Raw genomic sequence first — 19,395 nt, forward strand, 5'->3', positions numbered from 1 at the left:
GAAGGACCGAACAATTAAGAGAGAATAGCCCTTGGTATTCAGTGAGTCATGATGAACACAGAAAACGTAGTACCTCACTTGAGGGAGGAAGCGGTGAATCCCGTGGGAGACCTCTTGGAGGGTGGAGTGACCACTGGCATAAAGAGAACAGCTATTCACGGAAGTTATAAAGACTTGCGTCAATTATCTTAATTGAACCGCCGTATACGGAACCGTACGTACGGTGGTGTGAGAGGACGGGAGTTAATCGCTCCCTCCTACTCGATTTTTTCATCAAGTAGAAAAGGCATTTCATCTACTAATCTGTTTGGAATGACCATGTATTACCAATTACTTCTTTTTCCATCTGAGTTATATCAATCCATAATCATTACATGAATGTTACAAAGAAAGGGGAAAAAGGGGAAGTGAAATGATCGCGTAACATAATGGCAAGGAAACGTAATCGGTTTTTAAAATCACAGTGCTGTTTTTCATGTTAAAATGAACCTCGTCAGTGAATAAAGGAGGTTAATTACGTGAAAAAATCTGTAATTGCTCTAGCAGCCGCAACGATGTTATCAGGTGCTTTTGTTGCCGATGCATCTGCTGCTTCGTACAAGGTGGAGCGAGGAGACACATTATGGAAGATTGCACGTGAACATCATACTACTGTAGATAAGTTAAAGGAAATGAATCACCTTTCCTCTGATTTAATCTTCCCAAATCAAGTCCTAACTACTTCGGATATACCTGAGTATTATACAGTTCAAAAAGGAGATACATTAAGCAAAATCGCCAAAGCTTACGGTATGTCTGTCCAAACTTTAAAATCAATCAATCAATTAAACTCTGATCTTATTTTCCCGGGAGATCGCATTGTACTAAACGGTTCAAAAGCAGTTCAGCAGACTGTTGAGAATAAATCGGTACAACAACCTGTTCAAAGTCAGGCTGCACAGCAACCTGTTCAAAATCAACAAGCTAATCAAACCGGTCAAACTGAAACAAAAGCGACAACAGCAGCTGTTCAACAGCAAAATACAACGGCACAACCAAGCCGGTCTGTACAGCAATCTGAACAGCCGGCACAAAATGCTCAACAACCGGTACAAAAATCTCAACAACCGGTACAAAAATCTCAACAACCAGCTCAGCAAGTTCAATCTCAGCCGGCACAGCAGTCTAATACACAACCAGACAATGCTGCTCAAGGAGAAACCTTTACTATGACGGCCACAGCTTATACAGCTAATTGCGGTGGTTGCTCCGGTGTAACAGCAACGGGAATGAACTTAAAAGCCAATCCGAATGCGAAAGTCATTGCGGTTGATCCGAGCGTCATTCCATTAGGAACAAAAGTATATGTTGAAGGATATGGTGATGCGATTGCCGGGGACACTGGTGGAAGCATTAACGGAAACAGAATCGACGTTTTCGTTCCAAATGATCAACAAGCTCGTAATTGGGGAGTTAGAACGGTAACAGTAAAAGTACTTAAATAATAAGGAACTTAAATTGGGGGGAGGAACCATGCCCTCCTTCGAAATCATTTGAGATGACACCCTTGATAGATGAATTGATTTTCCTGTTGGCACATGTGTTCTATTGTAGTAAAAGAGTAGATTTTGAAGCAGAATAAAAAAGACCAGTCACGCTGTTTGTATATGGATAAATGAATGAGAATACTCGTCCTTTTTGGATTCTCAATGGATAGCCACAAGGTTTAGGTTGGCTTACTATTGAGAGTGGCGAAAGGACGAGTTTTTTTATGGAATCCTTTTGATCGAAACAGAACCTGTAAAAGCAGCCTTTTAGATGAAAAACGAAACTTCAAATAGGCTGCTTTCAAAATTCCATTGGAAACGTAAAATCGAGCCGGGGGGCTTAATACTTTATTGATTTCACAATTAATGTTTTATTCTTTCACGGGATGCATTTCGAATTTTCGGTTCATCATCAGTGCGATAAAGAGAGAAGGTATGACCGCTGCTGCCATTCCGGCAAACGCCAACCCAGCCGACTTGGAGTAGAGATAGCTTCCCAGAAAAGTGAAGACGCTGATGCTTAGCCCCATAGCTAGAGAGGCATAGATGCCTTGAGCCGCCGGAATGAGTCGATTGTCTAATTCCTCATGAAGAAGGCGTATAAATGCGTAATGGGCAAGTGCAAATGTAAGAGAATGCAGAAACTGGGTGAAAATAAACATCCATACCGTTGGCACAAGATAGACAAGCCCCCAGCGCACGATCGAAGCCGCCGCGGAAATGGCAAACATGCGAGAAGTGGAGACTTTTTGAAAAAGGCGATCCGCCGTCATAAAGAACAATGTTTCAGCAAGGACGGCCAAGTTTAAAATCATGCCACTCCAAAAATCTCCGGCATTCAATTTTTGTAAATAAATAAATCCGTAATTATAGTAAGAGGCGTGGGCTCCTTGAATAAGGATACATACTACCATTGCCGCCATAAACCGTTTGGATCGAAACAGAGGCAGATAGGAAACCGACTGTTCTTGGTGCTTGGCCATAAGCGATTTCGGCGTTTGGACATGAGCCGCAATGGTCATAAGACAACAACTGGCAAACATGGTCCAAAAAATAGAACTCTCACTGTAAAAAGACAAAATTGCTCCGACGGCTACTAGTGCTGTCGCATAGCCGATGGATCCGAAAGATCGGCTGATTCCGTATTGAATTTGATCTGTCTTCATCATGATCGATCCTAGGCTTTCGGAAACCGCCAACATCATGGGATAGATAAAACTGAATAAAATCATGGCCGCCAAAATCCATCGAAAAGAGTGGACCGGCAGAAATAATAAAAGGATTAGTACAGAAAGCAAGGAAATCATTTTCATTTCATGACCGATCGCCATTTTCTTGCTTAAAAATGGGAATACAAAAAATGTACTAAATGCGCGGATCAATAATCCGACCGCAATGATCGTACCGGCGGCTTGAATAGAAAGCCCTTTTTCATTAATCAGCCAAGTATTCCAATAAGGAATAAATACTCCCCAAGTAAAAAAGAACAAGAAAAAATTAATCGACAACCAAGTTTGTGGTTTCAAAAGAATCCAACCTTCCTAGCATACTCTGAAAAAATTATATCGAAAAAGAAAAAGACTGTCATGAAATCGAGAATGTTTCCGAATTGCAAAAAAAGACGGACAAACCGTCTTTTTTAAAGGCTCTTACTTTAAATCTTTAATCGCCTCAAAAATTCTGAAAAGTACTTTAACTTTTTTTCTGGATTCTGCCTTTGGCAAGTAAGAAAGGTTGGTAATCATTTTTTTGATCTCCGGGTATTCTTCTACCATTTTTTCTACGCGCTGAAGTTCTGCTTCTTTTAATTTTTCCCGCAAAACTTCTGGAGTAGTGGAAGAGTATAAGTCTGAGGATTCAAAAAGCATTTCTGCGAAAAGATCAGAAGGGATTTCGTAAGCGGCTTTAAAATCTTTCAGCATGTCCGCGGTAATTTGAGCTCGACCATTTTCATACTTGGACAAAGCGGATTGCGAAAGCTTTAAACGAAAGGCTACTTCCTTTTGGGAAAGTTGTAAAATTTCTTCTCTATATTTCTTTAATTTTTCGTGAAAATGCATAAAGACCCACCTATGAAAGTTTTACCATGATTGATTATTAAGATAGCGATTTTTCTGTAAAAAGAACAAATAGTTTCCGAATTGAAATTATAAAATCCATTCCATTAAAGAATAACGAGCTGCTTCGACATGTTTTTCCTATATGATGGGAATAAAGGAAAATATATCTATTACAAAAGACTTATTTCTCAAATATTTTAAATGGGAGGGGGCGAGATCGAGTGGAAAAGGAGCAATCTTTTCTTATTTTCAATGGAAAAAAGAAAGATAGGGATTGCGTTCAGTTATTGTCTATATGTGGTTTTTACGATGTCATCACCAATATTTACTCTTCTAAGAAATTTTTTTATCGAATCCGTAACACGAATTATGTTGAATTGCCTCTTCAAGAAGAGTACGATTCCTTTCTGTTAACAGTGGGATGGGGATTGGATGAGTGGACATTCAAAATGGAGATTTATTTAAATAAAAGGCTCATCAAACTATCAAACTTAAATGAACAGTGGGTCCCGGAAAGAGTAGTAGAAAAGGTATTAACCAGTTTTTTGTTGAAAATTGGAGAAGTTTTCTATTTTATCGCGTATCTTCCTCACCAAAAGCATTGCCTTCAAAGAAAAACCAAATTCCAGCGCCGTGCTTCTCAGAAAGAACCTCACCGTTTATCAAGTTCTATTTATTTATCTTTAAATTTGATAACCCGGAACGATGCAAAAATTTAAAAAGAAACAACAAATTTCTTCAAATGACTTTTCCATTCAGTTCGAAACACAAGCATGGATTTATTCGTCCATCCAATTCTATCATTCCTTTTGGCTGCCAAACAGACAAGACGTTTCGTATGATGTACATAATGGTCACGAAAAGGGATGATTAGTGTTTAAAGCAAAAAATCAATTATTTCTTTAGACGAAAGCAGATATTCACCCGATCATGACACCATTGTCTTTGAACACGAATATTTAAATTTAAAGCGAGGCTGAAAGACGCCTCGCTTTTTTTCCTAGTTCCAGATTTTGATATAATGAAATGGGACGAAGGGGGGGATTAAATTGAAACGCTTTCGAAATCTGACGCCCGTTTTTTTGGTGCTGTTATTCGTTCTTTCCATGGCTGCATGCGAGAAAACACCGAGTCCGGAAGAACGGTTAGCTGATTATGTCAAGCTATGGAATGATCAGAAATTCAGCCAAATGTACCATGATTATTTAACGTCTTCCTCTCAAAAAAAATATAAAATAGTGGATTTCGCAGATCGGTATAAAACGATTTATAGGGATCTAGACGTGAAGCATTTAAAAGTGACTGTGTTATCAGCAAAAGAAAAGGATTGGAAAGATGCTGACCGGGCAGAACTGCCGATTGACGTAAAAATGGATACTGCTGCCGGTCCGATTCATTTTAAAAAGAATGTCCATTTGAAACTGGAAGAAAAAGAAGGAAAAAAGAATTGGTACGTCGATTGGAATACAACCTATATTTTCCCTGAGCTTGGAAAAGGAGACAAAGTCCGGCTTGAAACCGTCGAGGGAAAACGCGGCGAAATATTTGACCGAAATGGCAATGCCTTAGCCATTAATTCTAAAGGTTATGAGGTAGGGATCATTCCTAAACAATTTGGTCATGATGCCGGAAAAAAAAGTAAGCTTGCTCATTTGCTTGGGGTTTCTGTCCATTACATCGATCAACAGTTAAGCCAAAGTTGGGTGAAACCCGATTATTTTGTGCCGCTGAAAGATGTTTTGTATGATGATGGAAATATCAATCAATTGTTGAGTATTCCGGGCGTGCTGGCCAACGAGAAGCTTATTCGAGAATATCCTTATCATCAAGCTTTGGCCCATTTAACCGGGTATGTTGGCACCATCACAAAGGAGGAATTAGCAAAGCAAAAGAAAAAAGGATATAAGGAAGGCGATTGGATAGGAAAGCGTGGATTGGAGGAGCTGCTTGAAGACAAACTGCGAGCGATAAACGGCCAAAAAATAGTGATTGAAAAATCGGATGGCAATCAGGTTGTTCTCGCCGAAACGAAAGCAAAGAACGGCAAATCCGTAAAATTGACGATAGACGCCGAATTGCAAAAAGTCATATACAACCAAATGAACGGACAACCGGGGACCGCTGCGGCTATTGATCCTAAAACCGGGAAGGTTCTTGCCCTTGTAAGTTCACCGGCCTTTGATCCAAATGACTTTATTACAGGATTGTCTGAGAGCCGTTATCAACAGATGCAAAATGATCCGGCCAAGCCTTTTTTGAATCGGTTTGCAGCTACTTATGCTCCCGGTTCCTCTATCAAGCCGATTACAGCGGCGATTGGGCTGAAAACAGGAAAGCTGGATCCGTTTAAAGCGCGCAATATTAAAGGGCTCAAATGGCAAAAAGATGCTTCATGGGGAAATTATCACGTGACTCGAGTGACAGACCCGGGGAAACCGATAAATCTGGAAAGTGCCCTCGTTTATTCGGACAACATTTATTTCGCCCAAACGGCTTTAGAAATTGGAAAGCAAGATATGGAAAATGGGTTGAAGAATTTTGGATTTGAAACCAAGTTGCCGTTTGCTTTTCCTATCCGCTCTTCGCAGATATCGAACAGTGGCCATTTTGACAAGGAAAGGCTATTAAGCGACTCCGGATACGGTCAAGGTGAATTGTTAGTCAGCATGCTTCATTTGGCTTCCATGTACGGAGGCATTGTCAATCAAGGCACAATGATGAAGCCGATTTTGTATAGCGATGAAAAACCACAAGTATGGAAAAAGGACTTGATCTCTCAAAAAGATGCAAAAATTCTGCAGAAGGATCTGAGGCTTATCGTAGAAAAAGGAACGGCAAAAAAAGCGAATCATCCGTCTTTAAAACTGGCAGGAAAGACCGGAACGGCTGAATTAAAATCCAATTTTGGACAATCGGGAAAAGAGAATGGTATTTTCGTTGCCTATGACCAAAACAAGCCGAATATGGTTCTCGCCATTTTAATGGAAGGAGTCAATTCCAGAGGCGGCAGCAGTTCCGTTGTTCAATTATCCAAAAATATCTTTCTTCAATGGGAGCAAATGAACCCTCTATAAAGAAAAAAAGGGGCAGTTTCAAAAGAAACCGCCTCTTTTTTAGGAATATCATTTTGCATACCATCCTTTTAAGAAGGAACAACAGTAGATATAAAGCCTTAAAAAGTGTGTTTTACTACATACTATAGACTGACAAAGAGATCCCTTTAGCGACACGAAATTAGCATTACGTGAACGCCATAAGATAACATATTCTCCAATTTATGTTGATCATACAGAAAAAAAGTAGTAATAATTACCAATATTATACAAAAATATGATCTATTTTTAGTAGATTTGGATAAATATGTCCTTTTTACCTTTTGATTTTTGTCGCTCTATGATAGTATATTGCTGTGTGTTGTTAAGAATATTCGACGAAATGTATGAAATTTCCAAAAGGAAATGACGAAAACATATCGAAACAGAAGTGTAGATCATTTTATTCTACAATTTTACACAGAATTAAAAAATTTTCAACTATTAATCTGTTAATATGACACTGAAAAAACCGATATTAAACGTGAATATTCAATTAGGGAGGCCCAAAATGAGAAAAGCATTATTTACTTTGTCCACAGCTGCGATTATCTCAGCAGGATTTGCTTCAAAGAGCGAAGCAGCTATTATCAATTATCAAGTTCGATCCGGAGATACATTATACAGCATTTCAAAAAAATATAATACAACGATTGATTCTATTAAAAACTTAAACCATTTGTCTACAAATACGATTTACGTTTCTCAAGTTTTAAAAATTGATGACGGGAAGAGTTCAACGCAATCTGTCAGCACCAGCTCGTCCAGCACGTCCTCTGGCACCGCTACATACACCGTGAAATCTGGAGATACACTTTCCAAAATTGCAAGAGCTTATGGGACTACCGTCCAAAATTTGAAAAGCTGGAACGGTTTGAGTTCTGATACCATTTATCCAGGACAGGTTTTAAAAGTGAAAGCTTCTGCTGCAGCTAGTTCAAGCTCGGGAGCTCAATCTTCCGGAACAACCAACTCCAATTCCTCTTCAGGTTCTAAAACCTATACCGTTGTTAAAGGCGACACACTAACCAAAATAGCTTCTAAATATGGTACAAGCGTTTCAGCAATAAAATCAGCCAATCACCTTTCTTCTGACACCATTTACGTTGGCCAAAAACTGATCATTCCTAGCGGCGCGGCAAATAGCAGTTCCATAGAGCAAACTGGAAGCAACATCAATACCGCAGTGGTTGCGGAAGCAAAAAAATATATTGGCGTCCCGTATGTTTTCGGAGGTTCTTCTCCATCGGTAGGATTTGATTGCAGCGGGTTTGTCTACTATGTATTTAACAAAGTCGGAAAAAGCATCCCACGAACCAGTGCGGAAGGATACTACAGCCGTTCCTACTATGTCTCCAACCCACAACCTGGTGATCTTGTCTTTTTCGATAATACATACAAACAAGGCGTCTCTCATATGGGGATCTACATTGGAAACAATCAATTTATTCATGCCGGAGGAGATCAAGTTCAAATCAGCAGCTTGAGCAATTCCTATTATCAAAGCCACTTCGACAGCTTCAAGAGATTTTATTAATTAGGAATAAGCCTGACCCTTTAAAACCTTGTGTAGAAGGGAGTTCCATGAATTGGATCCTGCCCTTTAGGTAAATGGGTCAGGCTTTTTAATGAAGTCGCGATTCAGGACTATGGAAAAATGTATGGACAAAATGATCTATAAAAGAAAATGGTCCAAATAAAGGAAGTTTTGAACCTATGATTGTGTAGAGTACGAGAGACCCCTAACAGGAAATGTTGTGCATCGGACGGATGTTTCCTGCTAGGGGTCTTTAATAGTGAGTGGTTCTTTGATTGGAATGATGGATTCCAATCCATTAATTTAGGTTTAATTGGTCTTTAAATATTTGGGAAAGGCGCTGTTTTTCTGAATCGGAAACGATATAGTAGTATACACCGTTTATTTTGGTACCTTCTCCTTTTATTTCGTTTTGCTGAATATGATTTCGGGCTGCTTTGTAATTTTTTTGGATTTTCATCATATCATCCATTGTTAAATTGGTTTTTACATTTTTTTGTAAAGCGTTTAAAATATCACCATATTTCCATAAGGAAGAGAAATCAATCCCTTTTGCGAGAATTCCTTCAAGGATTTGTCTTTGACGAAGCTGCCTTCCAAAGTCTCCGCGAGGATCATCATAACGCATGCGAGAATATTTTAAAGCTTGTTCGCCGTTTAAATGCAATGTACCTTTCGGAAAATGTTCTCCTTCATAAGTAAAATCCAAATCGTTTTGTACCGTTACTCCATCCACTGCATCGACAATATCTTTAAATCCTTCCATATTGACTTTAATGTAATAGTCGATCGGGATATCCAAAAATTTTTCCACTGTTGCAATCGACATCGGTACACCGCCAAAAGCATAGGCATGATTGATTTTATCTTCCGTTCCTTTTCCGACAATTTCTGTTCGCGTGTCTCGTGGAATGCTTAAAAGTTGAACAGACTGCTTTTTCGGATTGACGGCGGCTAAAATCATCGTATCGGAACGCCCTGTATCGTTTTGCCGCTCGTCTACACCTAATAACAGGACGCTAAACGGATCTTTGTTATCCAGCGACACCGGATGTGTACGTTTATTAGCTTGATCATGAGCAATCGGTGCATGCATGCTTTCTACCGCTTTGTTCACAGAATGGTAGATGGAGTACGCGTACACACCGGCACCCGCTAAAAGAATGGCTAAAACGGTAAGTAAAATTTTTAAACCGCGTCTTTTCTTTTTTTTATGTTTATGTCTATCGCTTCTCATATTCTCTTAAATCCCTTTCCTTCTAGTTTCTTCTCTATCTACAAGAATATCAAATATTACTGAAAGAACAATAGAAATGGTTATGATTTTTACTTTTTAGAGCATGGGCTGGTTCAAAAATTCAAGTGATTTTGAAGGAGCTGCGAATACTGTGAAAAGAATGTGCCATGGCGGAAAAAACAAATGAAATGTTATTATATGGAGGTAAATTGAGGCATTAGATGAAAATATTTCTTGTCAAAGTAAAAGGTTGTGGTACAATAAAAGAGTAATGTTTTCCGTTTTGTAATGTTCGAGAGAGAATGAGGCGACGGTTGGTGATGGCCGAAAAGGCACCTGCATGTATACACATGCAGGTGCCTTTTTCTTGTGCGCCCGGCATGGGTGTAATCTCTAGGGTGAAAGTCCCGAACCGCGAAGGCAGAAGTAGCGGCTAGCCTAACGCAAGGGTGTCCGCGGTGACGCGGAATCTGAAGGAAGCGAGCGGCAAACTTAGGGTCTCTCGGAACACGAACTTCATATAAGGCTAAGTATCATTGGGTGAGTTTGCAAGACAAAACAAAGCCCTTTCTGCCGAAGGTGATACAGAGTAAATGAAGCAGATGGATGGAAGGAAAGATTGCACCCTTACCCGGGGAGGTCTGACTGATACGCCAACTAAGTTGGCAACCAATTTAGCGATAGATTGCTGAACCGTCAGAAGTCAGCAGAAGTCATAGTACAAATAAGGTCGCTCCTTATTTGGAAGGACGGAACAATCAAAGAGGGTTTTCTACTCGGATATTCTAATGAAGCAATGACACAGACAATCCGAAACGGACTTGCTTGAAGAGGGTAGTGGTGAATCCCACGAGGGGCTTCAAGAGGGTGGAGCTTATATTAGGTCTATGGAAGAGAATAGAAAACACACGCAAGGAGTCATATTTATGAGAATGGAACAGGTACTATCACGTGAAAACTTATTAGAGGCACTTCACCGAGTGGAACGAAATAAAGGAAGTCATGGTGTGGATGGAATGAGTGTATCCGAATTACGACCGTACATGATGGAACACTGGCATGAAATCCGCACGTCTCTATTAGAGGGAACCTATAAACCACAACCAATCCGACGAGTCGAAATCCCGAAGCCGAACGGCGGTAAACGGAAACTAGGGATTCCTACGGTGATAGACCGTTTCATTCAACAGGCATTAAACCAAGCGCTAACACCCATATTTGACCCGGGATTTTCAGAGAATAGCTTTGGTTTTAGACCAAACAAGCAAGCACATCAAGCTGTGCGAAAAGCGAAATCCTACATCAAAGAAGGTTACCGCTGGGTCATTGATATGGACTTAGAAAAGTTCTTCGATCATGTGAATCATGATAAGCTAATGCATTTAATTGGCAAGAAAATAAGAGATGGAAGAATCCTTCATCTAATCCGAGAATTCTTGAAGGCAGGCATTATGGAAAACGGGCTAGTCACTTCAAACCTTGAAGGGACCCCCCAAGGGGGTCCATTAAGTCCGCTTTTATCCAATATAATGTTGGATCCATTAGACAAAGAACTCGAAAGAAGAAATCTTCGATTTGTAAGATACGCAGATGATTGTAATATCTTTGTCAAGAGTAGAAAAGCCGGAAAGAGAGTCATGGAGAACATGACAAACTTCATAGAGAAAGAGCTATCACTCAAGGTGAACAGGGAAAAGACGGCATTAGACCGCCCATGGAAACGGGATTATCTAGGGTTTAGCTTTACGTATCATAAAGAACCAAAGATAAGAATCGCTCGGAAGAGCATTCAAAAGATGAAACAAAGAATCAGGGAACTCACCAGCCGCTCCCATTCGATCTCAATGGAAGAAAGAATCAAAAGACTAAATCAGTACCTAATGGGTTGGTGCGGATACTTTTCACTAGCTGACACTCCTACTGTCTTTAAGAACCTTGATAAATGGATAAGAAGAAGGCTCCGAATGATGATCTGGAAACAGTGGAAGAAACCGAAAACGAAAGTGAAGAAACTCATTCAACTCGGAGTTCAACCATATAAAGCATATGAATGGGGGAATTCGAGGAAATCATATTGGAGAATCTCTAAAAGTCCCATATTACACCAAACCCTTGGCAACTCTTATTGGAGTAGCCAAGGGCTGAAAAGCCTGTATAGAAAATATGGTGAAAAGCGTCATTTATTTGATTGAACCGCCGTATACCGAACGGTACGTACGGTGGTGTGAGAGGACGGAGGTTCACACCTCCTCCTACTCGATTCCCTTAAAAAAGTCTGTAATCGGATTTATCTGGACTATGGATCCATAAGGAAAATGACCGTACCCGTTGAGGTTGAATAGGATGTTTGAGAACAGAGAATAAGAGAAGGGAAACGGGGAAAGTCAATGACTCCCAAAAAGGATTTTTCGTTTTAACGAAATGAACTGGAAATGGTGATGAAGTCGGACGGATTTATTTCCTGATTAAATGGAAAGTCTTAGGTTCATTCAGCTATAAAAGAGGAGATAAGTCCAAATTTAAGGTTATGGTTTAAAGCTGGAGGAGGAAAGAATCCCCTCTAATGGAAGTGTCACTGTATCCCGCATTAAGGGGCAGTAAATCCCTTTCATAGGATTGGCGGGGAAGAAGAACCCTTTGGGACTAACTGCCCCTAAAGGCCCGATTGGTTCAACTAACCATCAGAAGGGGAGTTTTTCTTCCCCTTCTGATGGAAGTTTCACAATATCGGCTAGTCCTGTTTTTGGATTACAACAGCCTTCCAAGAAGACAAGTCAGGAGCAGATTTTTTTATATTGTTTTTCGGAAAAATAAAGGTCCACGGTTTTGTTGTATTTGGCTTGATTTCCAATTGACCGATATTGAATTGCCCTTCAGCCGCAATGGCATCGTTCGCATCGATAATTCTCAGCGGAAGTTGTTGTATTTGAATCGCTTTTTCGTAGCCGTTTCGGATCAAGAGAGTCACGGCCAAATCTCCCGATTGCAGCATTTTGGCTTCTAATCCCATAAAATTGAGTTCATTTTTCTTTGGAGGCTCCAATTGGCTAACGAGCTGTTGGAGTTTTTTCTTTTCTTCGTCAGGCAAACTTTGTTCCCAAGAAGGTTCTAAATCGAGTTGATGTTGTTTTGTGCTTAAATCGAAGGCGAGTGTCCAGCCTTCTTTTTGCAGATGATCTTTCAACAAGGACTCTTTAGGGAAAACAAAAGTCCACGGTCGGCTGCTTTCGGCCGGGATTTCTCCTGCATCATGAAGGTTAAAGGTGTGTTTAGCCACAACTTCCCGATTTTCATCTAATAGAATAAGGGGAACTTCTTCCAATTGGATCGGCTTTTTTAATGAATTACGAATAAAGGCGGTCACCGAAAGCCCTTCGGGTGTTTCTTCCCATTGAATGCTGGACAGAGAAAGCTGATTGGGCTTCAGTGTTGGCAGCTCATTATTTAAAAAACGAAATACATAGTATTGTTCTTTTGAAACATTCCACAACGGGTGGATGGAAAGTTCGGTTTTCACTTCTGAATCTTGATCTCCTTGTTGTGGAGAGTCGACTAATTCAGCGGAGTCGATGGTATTAGTCAAGCCTTCTAATTGGATATCTTCTTTCTTTTTTTTTCGAAATAATGGAAACATGATCAGCTACTCCTTTGTTTGCATCTCTTTTAAAAAAGCGGCGATTCTGACAGAGATCTCTTTTTCGATTTCATGGTACGTTTCTAAAAAGATTTCATATCCTTCTTTTTGGTAAAGCCTCATAGGATCTTCTTGTTGATACGATCTTAATCCGATTCCCTCTTTCAGACGCGTCATGCTTTCCATATGTTCGATCCAATGTCGGTCAATGACAGAAAGCATAATTTCTTTTATATAACTGGCCCATTCTGCAAAATTTAATTGTTCAATTCGTTTTTTGTAAGAAGCAACGGCAGGGAAGACGGCTTCTTCCACATCCTTCAGATCTTCCAATCCTTCCGGCAAGTTGACAGTCTCACCGGGAATGAACGATTGAATCGTCGAAAGCAATTGATTCAGACGCCAATTATCCGGTGTTTCTGTCTCCGGACAAAGTCGTTGTATTTGTTCTTTTACAGCCGAATCAATCATTTCAAAATATAGTTTCAACAGATCGCTTTCATCAATAATTTTATTTCTTAGTCCGTAAATGACATTTCGCTGCATGTTAATGACATCGTCCAGTTTTAAATTGTATTCACGTACAGAAAAGTTTGAGCCTTCCACTATTCGCTGAATTTTGTTGACAAACTCGTCCATTTTTTTATTTAGCACTAAGCCGGTAGAATCGGTTTTGATTTTTTTAGATAATTTTTCCATTTCTTTGGAGGCGAAGCGCTGGAACATGTCATCTTCTAATGAAATAAAAAACTGGGTGGAACCGGGATCACCTTGGCGGCCGGCGCGCCCTTTTAGCTGATTATCAATTCTTCTGCTTTCATGCCGCTCTGTTCCGATGACATGAAGGCCCCCAAGCTGGGCGACTCCCTCTTCCAAAATAATATCTGTCCCGCGTCCAGCCATATTGGTGGCGATCGTAATCTGTCCTCGTTGTCCGGCTTTGGCAATCAGCGCTGCCTCTTGATCGGCGCTTTTAGCGTTCAACAGTTCATAGTCTAAATGCTCTTGGTCTAAATACTTCGCCAGTTTTTCCGACTGAAGAATGGAAGTAGTCCCGATTAAAACCGGCTGCCCTTTTTCATGGCGCTTTTTTACTTCTTTCGCTACAGCGGTGTATTTATCGTGTATCGTTTTATAAATCCGGTCCGGCAAATCGATGCGTTGTTTTGGTTTGTTGGTGGGAATTTGAATGACTTCCATATTGTACACTCGAAGGAATTCTTGTTCTTCCGTTTTTGCCGTTCCGGTCATCCCCGATAAATACGGGTACATACGAAAATAGTTTTGGATGGTAATGGACGCTTGAGTTTTGTTTTCTTCTGTAATTTCCAGTCCTTCCTTAGCCTCGATAGCTTGATGAAGTCCGTCGCTCAGCGTTCTTCCTTCCATGATGCGGCCTGTAAAACTATCCACGAGAAAAATTTTGCCGTCTTTCACAATGTAATCTACGTCGCGTTTAAACATGACATGGGCACGTACGGCTTGGATGACATAATGGTACAGTATTTGATGTTCCAAGTCGTATAAATTATCGATACCGAAGGCATTTTCCACTTTCTCAATTCCTTGATCGGTTAAGCTGACCGCCTTTGTTTCCATATCGAAGGAATAATCCTCTTCGTTTTTGAATTTTTTTGCCAATTGAGCTGCAATATAATGCAATTCAGAACTTGCCCTTACTTTACCCGCGATAATGAGCGGTGTTTTTGCTTCGTCGATTAATATACTGTCCACTTCGTCGATAATGGCAAAATGATAAGGGCGTTGGACTCGATCTTCAGCCCGGGTAGCCATATTGTCACGCAGATAGTCAAAACCAAATTCTGTTCCGACGCCGTAAGTGATATCGGCAAGATAGGCCTGTTTTTTTTCGCTTTGCTCCATAAGCGGTAAATTTAATCCCACTGTTAATCCAAGGAATTCATGGATAGGGCCAATGATTTCGCGATCGCGCTTTGCTAAATATTCATTGACGGTAATGACATGGACACCTTTTCCTTCCAAAGCTCGTAAATAGCTGGGAAGGGAGGCTACCAATGTTTTTCCTTCACCGGTAGCCATTTCAGCAATATTGCCTTCGGTCAATACAAGGCCGCCGATCAACTGGACATCGTAATGGCGCATGCCAAGAATCCTTTTGGCTGCTTCTCTGACTGTCGCAAAGGCTTCGACTTTAATATCATCAATCGTTTTTCCGTTTTGCAGCTGTTGTTTAAACCAAATGGTTTTTTGCTGTAATTCTTGGTCTGAAAGTTTTTCAAACTCTGGTTCTATCTCATTGATTTTCTCAACTAATTTATAATATTTTTTCAATCTTCTTTCGTTCGCATCGACCATATTTTTGATAAGTGAGATCATATTAGGTACGCTCCTTGAAGAAAAATCCTAATCTTCTATTATATTAATATCTTACCAGAACCAATGCTTTTTTACTATAAACAGTACAAGATGTAAAATAAAGGTCGAGAATAAAAGAAAAATAGCATGAAATGAATTTTTAAAGAATTTGATATAGATATTATGACCAATCCGTTTTATAATATTGAAATTGAAGTGGTGGAAATTCTTTGCAGAAGAAATTTTCCAAATGAGAGATAGAATACCGATTTTTTTTGAATGCAATAACAAATTTTGCAATGAACTTTAGTTGCTTTTTTGGGCATGCTAAGAAAGAGGAGGTACGGCATGGTTTACCTTACCTTTGTACTATGTTTTATCGCTTCGCTTCTGCTGACTCCTTTGGCGAAGAAGCTGGCGATCGCTATCGGAGCTGTTGACAAGCCTAATTACAGAAAAGTGCATCAGAAAATAATGCCCCGTATGGGTGGTTTGGCGATTTTTTTAAGTTTTCTTATTGGACTTTTGGTTTTACGTCCGCAAGATCCTTATAACTGGCCGATTATAATTGGCAGCTTTATTATTGTCCTTACAGGATTACTGGATGACAAGTTTGAGCTTTCGCCAAAACTTAAACTAGCTGGTCAGCTGCTGGCAGCCATTGTCGTGGTCGTGATCGGCGGGGTGCATGTGGAATTTATTAATTTGCCTTTCGGAGGCCAATTGGAATTTGGATTGTTAAGCGTTCCGCTAACCATTTTATGGATCGTCGGTGTGACCAATGCCATTAATTTAATCGACGGATTAGATGGACTGGCTGCCGGGGTTTCTTCGATCGCTTTAATTACCATTAGCTTTATGGCTTTTCTTAAAGGCGACGCATATGTCATGAGTATTGCACTCATTTTGCTTGGCAGTACATTAGGTTTTCTGATTTACAATTTTCATCCTGCCAAGATTTTTATGGGAGATACAGGAGCTCTCTTTTTAGGATATATGATGTCCGTTGTGTCGCTGCTTGGATTTAAGAATGTAACAGTTCTTTCATTTGTCATCCCTGTTATTATTCTCGGGGTGCCAATTTCCGATACGTTTTTTGCGATTATTCGCCGTTTTATCCATAAGAAGCCACTCTCAGCGCCTGATAAATCTCATTTGCATCATTGTTTGTTGCGAATGGGATACACCCACAAACAAACGGTGCTGATCATCTATGCCATTTCAGCCATGTTTGGACTGGCAGCCATTATTTTTTCAATGGCTACCATATGGGGGGCTCTTCTGTTTGGCGCTATTTTGATTATAGGAATTGAACTTTTCGTCGAAAGTGTTGGCTTAGTCGGATCCGATTACCAGCCGTTGTTGAGATTAGTCATGAGAAAAAGCAGATAATCCAATTTCGCTTAGAAGTGGAAAAAGAAAAGGGTGTCCTGAAATCAAGCTTTTGGGGCACCTTTTTTTATCAATAAATGGGTTAGAAATACTCTTGATATCGGTGTAATCAAGTAGCTTGGCTTTGGCTTTGCGAAGTATAAAAAGCGCGGCAGAGCGTAGCGTGGTCGCGGTGAATTTTACCGATATCATACGTTGTTTTTGTACGATTTTGTATGAGATGCATAATACGAGTCGTAAGCTGATCTTCCCATAAAGGGGATTGATCAACCTTAGGAAAAAGGAGAAGGAACGGTGGTTGCTTTTTTTATAAAGGAAATTCCGTTGTTCTTTCTAACGGTCATTGGCAATGTTCAGTTAATGACTGGAAATGGGATTGGAAAATTGAAAAGGAAAAGCAGATAAAAAACTGTCGCAAAAGGCTCCATTGAGGGCCTTCACGACAGTCTTTTTTAGTTAATACCTAATTGACGTTTTAAAATTCGTTTTGTCACTTCCAGTTCAACATCATCTAGCTTATAAATATAAGCACCGTTATTCGGATCATGACCGTCCGTTCCCTTTAAGGTTAAATGGTCTATTTTTAAGTCGCCGGATGTACCGAAGCTAACGAGCGACTTCATCTGAGAGAACGAAAGGTTTGTTTTCATATTTTGTCCGACTGCTTCAATTACGTCCGGATACTTAGTGACTGCATTGACGGATTTGGCTTTTTTGACAATCGCCTCTAAAATCATCTGCTGACGTTCGCCGCGCATAATATCGTTGTCATGTTTTCTTGTTCGGGCCAACGCCAAGGCTTCTTCTCCGCTGAGATTATGAACTCCGGGCGTTAAATGGACGGGTTCTGAGTCGGTTGAATTTTTTTCAGTGAATTCATACGGTACTTTTACTTTCACTCCGCCTAGAGCATTTACCACATCCACAAAACCTTTGAAATTCATTTTGACATAAAAGTCTACCGGAACATCAAGCAAGTGTTCTACTGTATCGATGGTTGCCTGAGTTCCTCCATAGGCATGAGCATGGGTAATTTTTTGCTTTTCTCCAATAATGGGAATATACACATAAGAATCACGAGGGATGCTTAACAGTTTTACACTATGATTCTTTCTATTTAGTGTTGCGAGAATCAGAGCATCTGATCTTGTTTTTTGTTTGAAATCGGGACTTCTGTCATCCACTCCTATAAATAAAATGCTGATATTGTCCTTGCTAGGATCCACAGCTTTATCTCTCAAATCAGATTTTTCAACAGCTGGGTCATAAGCATCGGTAAAAACCGTTTCTGCTTTTTTATATAAATAGGCTCCATAACCTGCTGCTGTAGATGCCACTAGAATGAAGGGGAGTAGTAGAAAGAACATGATTCTTCTTCGTCGTTTCCTCCGTTTTCTCCGTTCTCTGATCTGCTGTCTCTGTTCAGCCATACCATTGCTCCTTTTGCGAATAATGAAATAAAGCGAAATCAACAAATTTTTTCAAATTTCAACAAGTCTTCTAAACTCCATTTTACTATGAAGAAGCATTGTTCGTAAATTATTTTATGGAAATCGCTTAATAGACTTTGTTTATTTTCAAAAATTCTGCAGAAAAAATAGGTCTCCTTTTTGAAGGAAACCTCTCCATACAGATCGGAAAAACAAGCGGCATGGTCGGAAGCTCATAAATAAGATTAAATGAAATAGGACTTTTACCGGTGTTAAAAAAGGAAACAGGGATTTTCTTTGATGAAGAATTTGACGTACAGACCGGGCACCTGGAAGTTCATGATTGGCATGTTTAAGCTGAGTTTCCGGAGAAAGTTTTTAAACTGAATGTAAAGAGCTTCAGCTTTGTTACATTTCGATATCCTTTTCTAAATAAAGCATATCGCCTTCCGTAATGGCTGCCTGTCCATTCGTCAGCTCAGTCATCCACTTTTTGAACGTTTCTTTATCTCCTTCTTCGACAAATGTTTCAATGGTGACTCGGTCCAAGTAATGAATATCTTTTATATCATAAACTGAAGACCTTAACTCATTTTCTACTTTTCCGAGAAGGTGGTAATCCAATGTAGTATGCATGACCCTCGTCAATCTTCGTTCGACAATACCGGTATGGTTAAGCCCCTCGGAGACTGATTTGCTGTAGGCGCGAATTAATCCACCGGCCCCTAGCTTGATTCCTCCGAAGTATCTGGTAACCACTACGACTGTATCTTTTAAATTTCGTTTTTTAAGCACTTCCAGCATCGGAACACCTGCGGTACCACTCGGCTCACCGTCATCATTTGCTTTTTGAATCTGATCATGCTCGCCGATCATGTAGCAAGAGCAATTGTGAGTGGCGTTCCAATGCTTTTTTTTGATTTCCGCGATAAAATTTATTGCCTCTTCTTCTGTTTCCGCTCGATTGACGTGGGCGATAAACCGTGACTTTTGTATAACAATTTCGTGTTCTCCATATCCTTTTACTGTATAGTAATTAGGAAGCAAAGCTCTCACTCCATCATGTTTCATTTTCAAAATAAACGGGTATAGACATCCTTATGATATAGAAAAATCTTCTTTGTGCAAACGAAAAGCCTCTGAAATACAA

The 19,395-nt window shown here is 40.0% G+C and carries 13 protein-coding genes; 6 read left to right on the forward strand and 7 right to left on the reverse strand.

Translation table 11 applies throughout. From position 1 onward, the window contains the following. The first annotated feature begins 554 nt into the window (after window positions 1-554). A complete protein-coding gene (locus BSM4216_RS01965) occupies window positions 555-1,484 on the forward strand; it encodes a LysM peptidoglycan-binding domain-containing protein (protein WP_174521032.1) in 930 nt (309 codons plus the stop codon). 413 nt (window positions 1,485-1,897) lie between these two features. Here BSM4216_RS01965 and BSM4216_RS01970 read toward each other — a convergent pair whose 3' ends face one another. Then, window positions 1,898-3,052 (reverse strand): MFS transporter, encoded by a 1,155-nt coding sequence (locus tag BSM4216_RS01970; protein ID WP_048622541.1) that lies wholly within the window; start codon window positions 3,050-3,052, stop codon window positions 1,898-1,900. A 123-nt stretch (window positions 3,053-3,175) separates the two neighbouring features. Beyond that, the gene (locus BSM4216_RS01975; RefSeq protein WP_048622542.1) at window positions 3,176-3,586 is read right to left on the reverse strand and encodes a helix-turn-helix domain-containing protein; all 411 of its coding nucleotides are present in this window, start codon (window positions 3,584-3,586) and stop codon (window positions 3,176-3,178) included. Between the two features lie 221 nt (window positions 3,587-3,807). Between BSM4216_RS01975 and BSM4216_RS01980 the strand changes: the two genes are divergently transcribed. The 3 genes from BSM4216_RS01980 to BSM4216_RS01990 all read left to right on the forward strand — a co-directional run bounded on the left by BSM4216_RS01980 (window position 3,808) and on the right by BSM4216_RS01990 (window position 8,215). Beyond that, window positions 3,808-4,305, forward strand: a complete 498-nt coding sequence (locus BSM4216_RS01980; RefSeq protein WP_048622543.1) for a hypothetical protein — start codon at window positions 3,808-3,810, stop codon at window positions 4,303-4,305. A gap of 330 nt (window positions 4,306-4,635) precedes the next feature. Beyond that, window positions 4,636-6,660, forward strand: coding sequence for a penicillin-binding transpeptidase domain-containing protein (locus BSM4216_RS01985; protein ID WP_082142224.1), 2,025 nt, complete (start codon window positions 4,636-4,638; stop codon window positions 6,658-6,660). A gap of 529 nt (window positions 6,661-7,189) precedes the next feature. Further along, window positions 7,190-8,215, forward strand: coding sequence for a C40 family peptidase (locus tag BSM4216_RS01990; protein WP_048622544.1), 1,026 nt, complete (start codon window positions 7,190-7,192; stop codon window positions 8,213-8,215). A 298-nt stretch (window positions 8,216-8,513) separates the two neighbouring features. Here BSM4216_RS01990 and tagU read toward each other — a convergent pair whose 3' ends face one another. Then, window positions 8,514-9,452, reverse strand: coding sequence for a polyisoprenyl-teichoic acid--peptidoglycan teichoic acid transferase TagU (gene tagU, locus BSM4216_RS01995; RefSeq protein ID WP_048622545.1), 939 nt, complete (start codon window positions 9,450-9,452; stop codon window positions 8,514-8,516). 926 nt (window positions 9,453-10,378) lie between these two features. Here tagU and ltrA point away from each other — a divergent pair. Then, the gene (ltrA, locus tag BSM4216_RS02000; RefSeq protein WP_048622546.1) at window positions 10,379-11,644 is read left to right on the forward strand and encodes a group II intron reverse transcriptase/maturase; all 1,266 of its coding nucleotides are present in this window, start codon (window positions 10,379-10,381) and stop codon (window positions 11,642-11,644) included. A 539-nt stretch (window positions 11,645-12,183) separates the two neighbouring features. Here the strand turns inward: ltrA and BSM4216_RS02005 are convergent. Next, on the reverse strand, window positions 12,184-13,086 hold the full coding sequence (locus tag BSM4216_RS02005) for an accessory Sec system S-layer assembly protein (protein WP_048622547.1): 903 nt from the start codon (window positions 13,084-13,086) through the stop codon (window positions 12,184-12,186). Between the two features lie 6 nt (window positions 13,087-13,092). Then, the gene (secA2, locus tag BSM4216_RS02010; RefSeq protein WP_048622548.1) at window positions 13,093-15,444 is read right to left on the reverse strand and encodes an accessory Sec system translocase SecA2; all 2,352 of its coding nucleotides are present in this window, start codon (window positions 15,442-15,444) and stop codon (window positions 13,093-13,095) included. 327 nt (window positions 15,445-15,771) lie between these two features. Here secA2 and BSM4216_RS02015 point away from each other — a divergent pair, with 327 nt between their 5' ends. Further along, on the forward strand, window positions 15,772-16,815 hold the full coding sequence (locus BSM4216_RS02015; protein WP_004439633.1) for a glycosyltransferase family 4 protein: 1,044 nt from the start codon (window positions 15,772-15,774) through the stop codon (window positions 16,813-16,815). A 452-nt stretch (window positions 16,816-17,267) separates the two neighbouring features. On the opposite strand, the gene BSM4216_RS02020 is transcribed toward BSM4216_RS02015, so the two are convergent. Then, window positions 17,268-18,245, reverse strand: a complete 978-nt coding sequence (locus tag BSM4216_RS02020; protein WP_048622549.1) for an LCP family protein — start codon at window positions 18,243-18,245, stop codon at window positions 17,268-17,270. A gap of 408 nt (window positions 18,246-18,653) precedes the next feature. Continuing rightward, entirely contained in the window at window positions 18,654-19,292 is a 639-nt protein-coding gene (locus BSM4216_RS02025) for a YigZ family protein (protein ID WP_004439637.1), read from the reverse strand. Between the last annotated feature and the right edge of the window lie 103 nt (window positions 19,293-19,395).

It is taken from the genome of Bacillus smithii (assembly GCF_001050115.1).
GTDB classification, from domain to species: domain Bacteria; phylum Bacillota; class Bacilli; order Bacillales; family DSM-4216; genus Bacillus_O; species Bacillus_O smithii.

What these genes read in the sequence shown, in the direction of transcription:
- BSM4216_RS01965 (WP_174521032.1), top strand. Translation starts at nt 555, where the DNA reads ATGTTATCAGGTGCTTTTGTTGCCGATGCATCTGCTGCTTCGTACAAG.
- BSM4216_RS01975 (WP_048622542.1), bottom strand. Translation starts at nt 3,586, where the DNA reads ATGCATTTTCACGAAAAATTAAAGAAATATAGAGAAGAAATTTTACAA.
- BSM4216_RS01990 (WP_048622544.1), top strand. Translation starts at nt 7,190, where the DNA reads ATGAGAAAAGCATTATTTACTTTGTCCACAGCTGCGATTATCTCAGCA.
- tagU (WP_048622545.1), bottom strand. Translation starts at nt 9,452, where the DNA reads ATGAGAAGCGATAGACATAAACATAAAAAAAAGAAAAGACGCGGTTTA.
- ltrA (WP_048622546.1), top strand. Translation starts at nt 10,379, where the DNA reads ATGAGAATGGAACAGGTACTATCACGTGAAAACTTATTAGAGGCACTT.
- BSM4216_RS02005 (WP_048622547.1), bottom strand. Translation starts at nt 13,086, where the DNA reads ATGTTTCCATTATTTCGAAAAAAAAAGAAAGAAGATATCCAATTAGAA.
- secA2 (WP_048622548.1), bottom strand. Translation starts at nt 15,444, where the DNA reads ATGATCTCACTTATCAAAAATATGGTCGATGCGAACGAAAGAAGATTG.
- BSM4216_RS02015 (WP_004439633.1), top strand. Translation starts at nt 15,772, where the DNA reads ATGGTTTACCTTACCTTTGTACTATGTTTTATCGCTTCGCTTCTGCTG.
- BSM4216_RS02020 (WP_048622549.1), bottom strand. Translation starts at nt 18,245, where the DNA reads ATGGCTGAACAGAGACAGCAGATCAGAGAACGGAGAAAACGGAGGAAA.